7 protein-coding genes are annotated in these 9184 nt (G+C 60.1%); 5 read left to right on the forward strand and 2 right to left on the reverse strand.

All coding sequences use genetic code 11. The features are described 5' to 3' along the window. On the forward strand, window positions 1-760 hold a 760-nt coding region (locus tag CN311_RS30860; protein WP_133117294.1), incomplete at its 5' end, for an ABC transporter ATP-binding protein. Window positions 761-782: 22 nt separating this feature from the next. Here the strand turns inward: CN311_RS30860 and CN311_RS30865 are convergent. Continuing rightward, window positions 783-2468 carry a hypothetical protein gene (locus tag CN311_RS30865; RefSeq protein WP_097577368.1) on the reverse strand — a complete coding sequence of 562 codons (1686 nt, stop codon included), beginning with the start codon at window positions 2466-2468 and terminating at the stop codon, window positions 783-785. 225 nt (window positions 2469-2693) lie between these two features. Between CN311_RS30865 and CN311_RS30870 the strand changes: the two genes are divergently transcribed. The 4 genes from CN311_RS30870 to CN311_RS30885 all read left to right on the forward strand — a co-directional run bounded on the left by CN311_RS30870 (window position 2694) and on the right by CN311_RS30885 (window position 8237). Further along, a complete protein-coding gene (locus CN311_RS30870; RefSeq protein WP_097577363.1) occupies window positions 2694-3563 on the forward strand; it encodes a class I SAM-dependent methyltransferase in 870 nt (289 codons plus the stop codon). A 383-nt stretch (window positions 3564-3946) separates the two neighbouring features. Then, on the forward strand, window positions 3947-6526 hold the full coding sequence (locus CN311_RS30875) for a bifunctional diguanylate cyclase/phosphodiesterase (RefSeq protein WP_097577364.1): 2580 nt from the start codon (window positions 3947-3949) through the stop codon (window positions 6524-6526). A gap of 160 nt (window positions 6527-6686) precedes the next feature. Further along, window positions 6687-7409: a LuxR family transcriptional regulator gene (locus CN311_RS30880; RefSeq protein WP_097577365.1), complete on the forward strand. Its 723-nt coding sequence runs from the start codon at window positions 6687-6689 to the stop codon at window positions 7407-7409. A gap of 168 nt (window positions 7410-7577) precedes the next feature. Beyond that, on the forward strand, window positions 7578-8237 hold the full coding sequence (locus CN311_RS30885; RefSeq protein ID WP_097577366.1) for an acyl-homoserine-lactone synthase: 660 nt from the start codon (window positions 7578-7580) through the stop codon (window positions 8235-8237). A gap of 212 nt (window positions 8238-8449) precedes the next feature. Here CN311_RS30885 and CN311_RS30890 read toward each other — a convergent pair whose 3' ends face one another. Beyond that, complete coding sequence (locus CN311_RS30890) at window positions 8450-9007, reverse strand: hypothetical protein (protein WP_425351110.1); 558 nt, start codon at window positions 9005-9007, stop codon at window positions 8450-8452. Between the last annotated feature and the right edge of the window lie 177 nt (window positions 9008-9184).

A 9184-nucleotide genomic window follows, 5' to 3' on the forward strand; every position in this document is an offset into this window, starting at 1 on the left:
GGCCGATATCGTCCGGAAGGTAAGCAAGGCGCTCGAAATGGTTCGGCTGCCGGGCAGCGAAAAGAAGCTGCCGTCGCAACTGTCGGGCGGCCAGCAGCAGCGCATTGCGCTGGCGCGAGCCATCGTCTTCGAGCCCGAAGTGCTTCTCCTCGACGAACCGCTTTCGGCCCTCGACGCCAATATGCGCGAGGAGATGCGCGTCGAGATCAAGAAGATCCAGAAGCAGACCGGCATCACCGCCCTGTTCGTGACGCACGACCAGGAAGAGGCGCTTTCCATGTCGGACCAGATCGTCGTCATGAATGCCGGAGCGGTGGAGCAGATCGGTACGCCGGAACAGGTCTATGAGACGCCGGCTACCGCCTTCGTGGCCGATTTCCTCGGCAAGGCCAATATGCTTGCCGGCACGGTGAGCGCCGTCGATGGGCTGAGGGCGAAGATCTCGCTTGCGGCTGGTCAGACGATCACGGTCATTTCTCCCAAGGCTCTGGTGCGGGGCACGCCTGTCACCGTGGTGGTGCGGCCGCAGAAACTGCCGGTTGGTTCCGCCGCAACGACCAACCGGTTGGCCGGACGAGTCGTCTCCACCTCCTATCTGGGCGGCAGCGCCATCTACGAGATCGACATCGGCGGCAGGACGACCATCCGCGCCAACACGCAGATCAATGGTCGCGTGGCGCGTGAAGGCGAAGCGATCGATGTCGGCTTCGATCCCGCCGGCTGCGTTCTGCTGGATGAAAGCGGACGGCGAATTTCGTAGCCTGCTGCTGACGGATCAGGCTTCAATGACAGCAGCTTTGTTCCGGCTGCGCGCTCGTCCTGCACAGACAGGACGAGCTGATCGGCACATCCGCCTTGGCGAGCGCGGCGGCAAGTCTGCTCTGCAGGGCGGGTAACTCCTCAGTCTCGCGGCGCAGTTTCAGGCATTCCACCAGCCCGTGTAGCGCCCATACATTGTTCGGATGCTGTGCGCAGCGCTGCACTGCGCCGCTTAGGCCGAGATCGTCGCGGTAGACCTGCTCGGCCTCTTGCGCGAAGCCCTGGTCCAGCAAGAGCGCCGCCAGCGCATGGCGTGGCGGGTGCATCCACGCCCACGGCTCGGTGTAGGACAGATTGTCGTCGAGCTCGACCGCTTGCCGCAGATGCGCGTAGGCCTCGTCATGGCCGCCCTTGTGATAGGCGAGTTCGCCGTCGAGCAAGGCCGCACCGACGGCCAGCGAAGCCCGCGTCGGGTTGCTGAGGAAACGCCGCTCGGGTGGGATGCGCGCTAGGCGCCGATGGAACCGTTCGCGTTCCTGCTCTGCCCTGGAAAATTCTCTGAGCGTGGCATGCGCGACGCCTTTGGCGTAGTGCTGCATGGCCGTGGTCAGGACGTAAAGCTCAGGCTCGTCATCCATCGGTTCGTCGACGATCTCCTGCCAGCGGCCGAAGCGCACCAGCACATGCGATTTCATCGCATGGTAGCCTTCCAACGTCTGGGTGAGCTTTGGCCGGTCCGGGATGCTGACGACGTCTTGCGTCACCAGGCTCCGCACCTTGTCGGCGGCCCACAGCGCCGGCTTGTACTGGCCAAGCAACATGCAGGTGAACATCATCAGATGCAGGTCGTGGCCGCAGCCAAGCAGATAGTAGGTGGGCTGATCCGCATAGGCCAGATAGAGGTCGTTGGCGCGAACCGCCTTTTCGCTGGTCAGCTGCGCCTTCTCATATTCGCCGCACAGCACGTAGATATGCCCCGGCATGTGGTTCATGTGCCCGGCATCGGGGCACATCGTGCCGAGCAGGTCGGCCGAGCGCATGCCGCGTTGCGGCATGGTCGACATTTCCAGCAGGTGGATGTGAAGGTGGACGATCGCCGGATGCTGTGCCGCACCGGCCTCGTCGGCGAGCCGGATCGACCGCTCGCAAACCTCGAGCGCTTCCAGCACATTCGAATTCGGCGCGGGCTTGCCGGTCTTGAGGTCCCACAGACGCCGCACGGTGCGCATCATCAGCGCCTCGACCAGCAGCGCCATCACATCATGATCGTCGGGAAAGCTTGAGTAGACCCGCCGCATCTCGGCGGCGTAGGCATCGTCCCATTGCTCGAATTTCGGCGGGGCCGAGACATGCGGCTCGGGGAAACGGCAGGCTAGCGCCTCGATCAGACGCCTTTCCGCATCGCTGGCGCGAGCGGCGTTGGCGCGCGCAAGCTGGACATGCTGGAAGCAGCGCCTGGCCGCCCGGTTGGCCTCCGCCTCGCCATGCTCCTTCCAGGTCAGATTGTAGAAAGGCCCGGCGGCGTAGGCGATACCCCAATGGACCATCGGGCAGTCGGCGTCCGTTTCCAGCGCCCTCTCAAAGCACTTGATGCCTTCTTCGTGGTTGAAGCCGTAGCACCAGTTCAGGCCGATATCGAACCAGCGCTGGGTCTCCGCTGAGCAGGTGGAGATGGGGCGGCGGTAGGTGCCGAGGTCGAAGCGATCCATGGATTCTAACGCAATTGCGGCGGAGCCTGAGCCGGATTCATCTGCGATCAATTTGTGCTGAATGCGCATGGCAAACGCAACAGCCGTGACGTTGCTGCAGGAAGCGGCCTCGACATGATCGTGCACCGGCCTCCGCCTCGGATTGACGCGCGACCCTTTAGCTGCAAAGTATATTAACGTTCTGTTTACCAAGTATTAGTCTCGGCAGGGGCTTTGGGGGGCAATTTGGAATCGTTTCTGGGTGCGAACCGCCTTAATTGGGATGATCGGGCCGAACTGCATTCGACCGACACGACCGGCAGCTACCACATCGAGAATGTGCTGGCAGGCGGATCCAATCTCTATGAGCTGGAAACGCGCGAGGTCGGCGATATCATCGGCAAGGATATCGTCCATCTGCAATGTCATATCGGGCTCGACACGATCAGCTTGAAGAATCTGGGCGCGGGCAGCGTGACCGGCCTCGACTTTTCACCGACCGCGATCGCGGCGGCACGGGATTTTGCCGCGAAGGCAGGCACGGATGATGTGCGTTTCGTGGAAGCGCCACTGTTCGAGGCAGTCGAAGCGCTCGGCCGAACCTTTGACATCGCTTACGTTACCTGGGGTTCGGTAAACTGGCTGGACGACGTGTTCCGTTGGGCGCGGGTGGTTGCCGATCTCCTGCGGCCCGGCGGCCGGCTTTATCTGGCCGAGGGCCATCCCCTGATGTTCCAGTGCGACCGCAAGGCCGCGGCGCTGGAGTTCAAGCACGACTGGCGAACGCCAATAGCGCGGCCGCTCGCGTGGAACGAGGAACACACCTATACCGGCGACGACCGTATCTTGAAACATCCTCGCTACTATGAGTGGATCCATCCGATCAGTGACGTGGTCAACGCGCTGATTGCAGCCGGGCTGACGCTTGATTTTCTCAATGAGCACGACACGGTTTCCTGGCAGCACTTCTCGTTTGCCGTGAGGGCCGGCAAGGATATGTACGGCCTGCCGGAGAACTCTCCCAAGATCCCGATGGCCTATTCCATCGGCGCGACCAAGCGCAGCGTCGGCGGGATACCATACCTTGTCACCCCCAGGACGATCGAGGGTCACTAGTCCTCCCAGGTTTGCATTTTCATCGCGGAATCATGGTTTCGCGGCGCGCTGTGACGGTCCTGTCGATCGTCCACCAGCCCATACCCCTTCAAAATCATGCGGATGGTTGTGTCGGTACCGTCGCCGGCGTCGGTGACGAAAAGCAGCTAGGATCTCAAGCGAAACCACAGGTCCTTTCCAGCACTCCGGGCGCCAGCGATCGAAAAGTGCAAAAGTTTTAGGACAGGTGAAGGTCAAAATTAAATACTTGACAGCTAATATTCCATAGTCGGGTCAGTCCGGGAACCCGACTGGCAGTGAGGAATCGCCTATTGGCTCTTTTCCGCGCTCGGTTCGAGAGTGTTAGAAAGGCTGTTTTTTCGTCGGCGAATATTCCGGCGGCAATGGCCCTGGTGGTCATTGCCGTTAGCGCCATATTCGCGGACCACCAGAACAAAGTCCTCTCGGACCAGGCCGCCCGCGCGGATGTCCTAGCCAAGGTCAATCTTATCCGCGCCAAGCTCGAAGGCAACATCAACGGAAACCTTCAACTCGTGCAGGGACTGGTCGCGGCGGTCGTGACCGAGCCCTATATGGGACAGCAACGCTTCGCCTCGCTCGCGAGCAATCTGCTTGGCGGGGGGTCGCAATTGAAGAACATTGCCGGCGCGCCAGATCTGGTCATTTCCCTGATGTATCCGATGAAGGGCAACGAGAAGGCGCTGGGCCTCGACTACCGCAAGGACGAACGGCAGCGTGCGGGCGCGCTGAGGGCGCGGGACGAACGCAAGCTCATCCTGGCCGGTCCCGTCGATCTAAAGCAGGGAGGGCAGGGCTTCGTCGGTCGTATTCCGGTTTTCGTACCGAGCGCGGGCAACACCGAACGGTTCTGGGGCATCATTTCGGCCGTTGTCGACGTGCAGCGCCTTTACAAGGCGAGCGGCCTGCTTGACGATGATCTCGGGATTGACGTAGCGCTGATCGGCAAGGACGCTCTCGGTCCAGGTGGAGATCAATTCTTCGGCAATGAGCGCGTCGGCAAAAGCCATCCGGTGACGGCCGATGTTCTGCTCCCGTCCGGTTCATGGCGGATCGTGGCCATTCCCAAGGATGGCTGGCCTGCGACGCCCGCCAATGCGTGGTTCTTGCGCGCAATCATGGCGGTGGCGGGGGCGCTGGTTGTGATCCCCTTCCTGGTTACGGGTCGCCTGATTGGTGAGAGACAGCGCAACTATGCGGAACTGCGTCGATTGTCGAGACGTCTGGAACTCGCTCTCGAAGCGTCGGCTATTGGCGTTTGGGAACACGATCTCTCCACCAACGAACTGATGTGGGACGATCGCGTCAATGAGATATATGGCAAGCCGACTGGTGAGCGCCGCGGCTACACGGACTGGGCGGGAGCAATCCACCCGGATGATTTGGCTGGCGCCAACGCCGATTTCGACAAGGCGATGGCCGACGGCGGACCATATTTGTCGGAGTACCGGATTATTCGTCCGGATGGCGAGATTCGTTATCTTCGGTCCAAGGCGATTATTTACCGGGTCGCTGACGAAACCCCTAAAATGATTGGCGCGGAATGGGATGTGACAGCCGACGTCCTGCTGAACAAGGACCTCGTTCGCGCAAAACAGCTTTCCGAGTCGAAAAATGCCGAACTCGAGTCGGCCAGGGCGCGCATAGAGCACATTGCGCTGCACGATTCGCTGACTGGCTTGCCCAACCGGCGTTACCTCGACCAGGTGCTGGAAGATTACGCAGCCAACGCCAGGCGCTCCGGTGGGCATGCGGCACTGCTTCACATCGACCTGGATCGGTTCAAGCACATCAACGATACGCTTGGCCACGCCGCGGGCGACGCAATGCTTGTTCACGCGTCGACTGTCCTGCGGTCCAAGGTCGATGGCGAGGGATTTGTCGCTCGCATCGGCGGAGACGAATTCATCATCCTGTGCGTGGTGCATGACGATATCAACCAACTGGCGCAGCTCGCCGAGCGCGTCATCGGCCAGATGCGCGAACCCGTCTACTATCAGGGCCACCGATGCCGTTTTGGGGTGAGCGTCGGAATTGCAGTCGACAGACGAAAAGATATCGAAGCCAAACACCTGCTGGTTAACGCTGACATCGCGCTTTACCGGGCAAAGAGGCGAGGGCGCAATCGATACGAATTCTTCACCGAGGCAATGCAAAGCGAAATCGTCGACACAAAACGGATTGCCGACGAAATTCTCGGCGGCCTTGAGCGCAACGAGTTCATTCCCTTCTACCAGCCACAGTTCGACGCAAAGACGCTCGAAATTGTCGGGGTTGAGGCGCTGGCGCGATGGAAGCATCCGGCGAAAGGTATTTTGGCGCCCGATATCTTCCTGAAGACCGCGGAAGAGCTGAATGTCGTCTCGACCATCGATCGAACCATACTGGAGCAATCGCTTTCGGATTTCAAAGCATGGTCCGCCGCGAATATTCGCATTCCGCGGGTATCGGTCAACGTTTCGGCGCGGCGCCTTCAAGATGACGAACTCATAAAGAGTTTGAAGAAACTGCATATCAAGAAGGGAACGGTTTCGTTCGAGCTCGTTGAGTCAATTTTCCTTGACGAAAATGACGATTTTGTCAGCTGGAATGTCGAACAGATAAAAGAACTCGGCATTGACGTCGAAATAGACGATTTTGGTACTGGCTATGCCTCGATAGTCAGCTTGCTCAAGCTGCAGCCTCGCCGGCTGAAGATCGATCGCCAGCTGGTCATCCCGATTGTCAAATCGCCGCAACGAAGGCAGGTCGTCTCCTCGATCATTGAAATCGGCAAGTCCCTGGGTATCGAGGTCATAGCGGAAGGTGTCGAGACAATGGAGCACGCGCGGATACTCAAGAGCCTGGGTTGCGACATACTGCAGGGTTATGCCTTCGGGCGTGCGTTGGATGCCGATGGACTGAAGGCCTTTGTCAGTTCCCGACGTCTGCGCGTGGCCAGCTGACGGCGCCCACCCCTGGAGGGATCGGACGAACGGCTCCGGCTGGGTAGAGGAAGCGTCCGGCCGCCTCGTGGCTCCGGCCTCGCCATGCAGCGATGGGATATTCGAAACTTCTAATTTGATGTATGCTTATCTTTCGGCATGGAGGCGGGGGGTCTCTGGCATGATTGATTCAGAGGTGTTCGACTTTGTCGAACGCTGCAGGAAGCACACGGCGGCAGGGCCGCTTCTGGACGACCTTCTTGAAACCGTGAGAAATCTCGGCTTCGAGCATCTGATCCTGAGCGGGGTTCCGCTCAGCGGCCAGAAACTTGCGCCGATGGTCGAACTCAATGGTTGGCCCGCGGGCTGGTTCGACCGCTACGTCGAAGCCGAGCATGCCGCTGTCGACGGGGTCTGCATCTATTCGGCCAAGACCTTGAAGCCGTTCTTCTGGGCCGATGTTCCCGCAAAATGGTCCGACACCGACGCTTCCCGACGCGTTGCCGGTGAAGCGACGGAGTTCGGCATAGCGAGCGGCTTTGCGGTGCCGATGCTCAGCGTCCACCATTGGCAGTCCGTGCTGTCGTTCGCCTCCTCGCAAAAGTGCTGCAGCCTGTCGCCGCGCCAGCAGGTGCAACTGGTGACGATGGCGGTCTATGCCGGCATGTCGATCCAGGCTTTGTCAGATGACGATGACGGCGATGAAGGCCTGCTGACTGATCGGGAAAGGGAAGTGCTTTTGTGGGCTGCGGCCGGCAAGACCTCGTCGGAAACATCCCAGATCCTCGGTCTGACCGAACGCACCGTCAAATGGCACTCGACGCGGGCCCGCGAGGCCTTTGGCGTCGCCACGACCACGCAGGCTGTCGTTGAGGCGGTGCGCAGGCGCCTGATCCACCCCTAGAGCATAATTCCGCAAAGTTGCAGACTTTTGGGGCAAGATCATGCGAAAAAACAAAGAGCTAGACAGGACGATCGTCCTGTTCCAGCTGCGTCAACTGTTCGATCGGACAGGTGACGTATATTAGCGCGGCTGCGACTATCCACCCGAGAACGATCGGGGGGTCGCGCTATGATAACGGCACATGTAGTCAATGCGCAGAACAAGCATCTCTATGAGAACGAATTCGACGAGTTTTTGCGCCGGCGGCACGATTTCTTCGTGCACCAGAAACATTGGCGCCCTCCGAGCCCTGATGGTCGCGAGCTAGACCAGTTCGATACGGATGCGGCGACGTATCTGCTCGGTATCGAAGACGGTCGCGTCGTGACCTCGGCTCGATTGATCCCAACGAGCGAGCCGCACATGGTCTCGGAGGTCTTTTCTCACATGTGCGAAAGATCGGGCGTCCCGAGACGCCCCGATTGGGCCGAATGGACGCGCACTTTCGTCGTCCCCGACAAACGCTCGACCGGGCTGCGCGGCACGCTGACGCAATTGTGCTGCGCGGTGATGGAATACGCCCTCGACGAGGGCCTCAGCGCCGTCGGCGGCGTCCAGGAGACGTATTTCATGCCGCACCATGGCGCGCTGAAGTGGCGCGCCGAACCGATGGGCATGGCCAGGGAAGAAAACGGCGAATGGTACATCGTTGCGTATATCGATGTGAATGAGGCGGCGCTGGCGAGCGTGCGGAGGATATTGGGGATTGAGCATTCGGTATTGGTTCGGCGTGGAAGGCAGGTGCCGTTCATCGAAAGCAACGAGAACTTACAGCGTCTATTTGCCTAGCAACAATCGATCTCGGGAGAAAGAAATGAAAAAGGCGCCGGTGCGGGGGACGTGCTGGAGCGAAGCTTCCGCGGTGGCGACTTCCTGATAGCGGTGGCCGGGCGGCATGAGCGACCAATAGGACGCACGCAGCCAGCCTTATCTAGTTGAATCCCGGAACATATCGATTTGAGCGGATCGTACTTTCCCTGATTGGTGCCTTGGGCGACGCTTCATTTTTGCCAGCCGGCCAGCTCTGGCAGGTCGTCAAGCCAGCTCTTCGCCGTCATCGAAACCTCGCCGGCCTGCGGCGCAGCCTCGGTGGCGTTCTGAATGAGCCAGTCCACCCACTTACGGTAGGCAACCGGGTCGAGTTCCGGCGGCAACACCTTGGCCTTGGCCAGCATGCGTTTGCGGAAACTGACCTGCCTGCGCAGCTTGGTGGTCGTGAACTTGATTGCCTTGCCTTGGTGTTCAACCGTCCAGCGCCCATCCCCGTGGCTGGTCAGCCTGTCGATGGCGAATCCGACATCGACCGGTCTATCCCGCCAAGGAAGCTCGGTGGCATTCTTCCTCAGATCGAGTGCCCATCGCCTGTAGTTGGCGCCGGCTCGCTGGGGCGGCAGCAAGCCAGCCTGTTCGAGTACCATCCTGCGGAAGGTAGCCTGCTTCTTGAGCTGCCCGGTCGTCAGTTCGATGCGATGCCCACGGAATTCGACGTGCCACCGGATCCTGCCGTTGCCGAAATACTTCACCAATCTGTCGATGACGAACTCGTCATCGGAAAGCATCACGCATCCCTGCCTGATGCTGTTGAGAATGTACTGGCTATCGGTGGGCATGAGCGGCCTCGCGCGGGAATCTGTCACGAAGCTTAGCCAGTGGCACGCAGCAGCGGCCACCAATCTTTTCGCCCAGGAATCTTGCCGGCGCAAGAAAAACGAAACGGGCCAGGATGTCTCATTAAG

The sequence above is a fragment of the Mesorhizobium sanjuanii genome (assembly GCF_002529485.1).
Classification (GTDB): Bacteria; Pseudomonadota; Alphaproteobacteria; order Rhizobiales; family Rhizobiaceae; genus Mesorhizobium; species Mesorhizobium sanjuanii.

Bases quoted from the DNA above. Each gene is read 5' to 3' on its own strand.
- CN311_RS30880 (WP_097577365.1), top strand. From the start codon at position 6,687: ATGATTGATTCAGAGGTGTTCGACTTTGTCGAACGCTGCAGGAAGCAC.
- CN311_RS30890 (WP_425351110.1), bottom strand. From the start codon at position 9,007: ATGCTTTCCGATGACGAGTTCGTCATCGACAGATTGGTGAAGTATTTC.
- CN311_RS30885 (WP_097577366.1), top strand. From the start codon at position 7,578: ATGATAACGGCACATGTAGTCAATGCGCAGAACAAGCATCTCTATGAG.
- CN311_RS30865 (WP_097577368.1), bottom strand. From the start codon at position 2,468: ATGGATCGCTTCGACCTCGGCACCTACCGCCGCCCCATCTCCACCTGC.
- CN311_RS30875 (WP_097577364.1), top strand. From the start codon at position 3,947: ATGGCCCTGGTGGTCATTGCCGTTAGCGCCATATTCGCGGACCACCAG.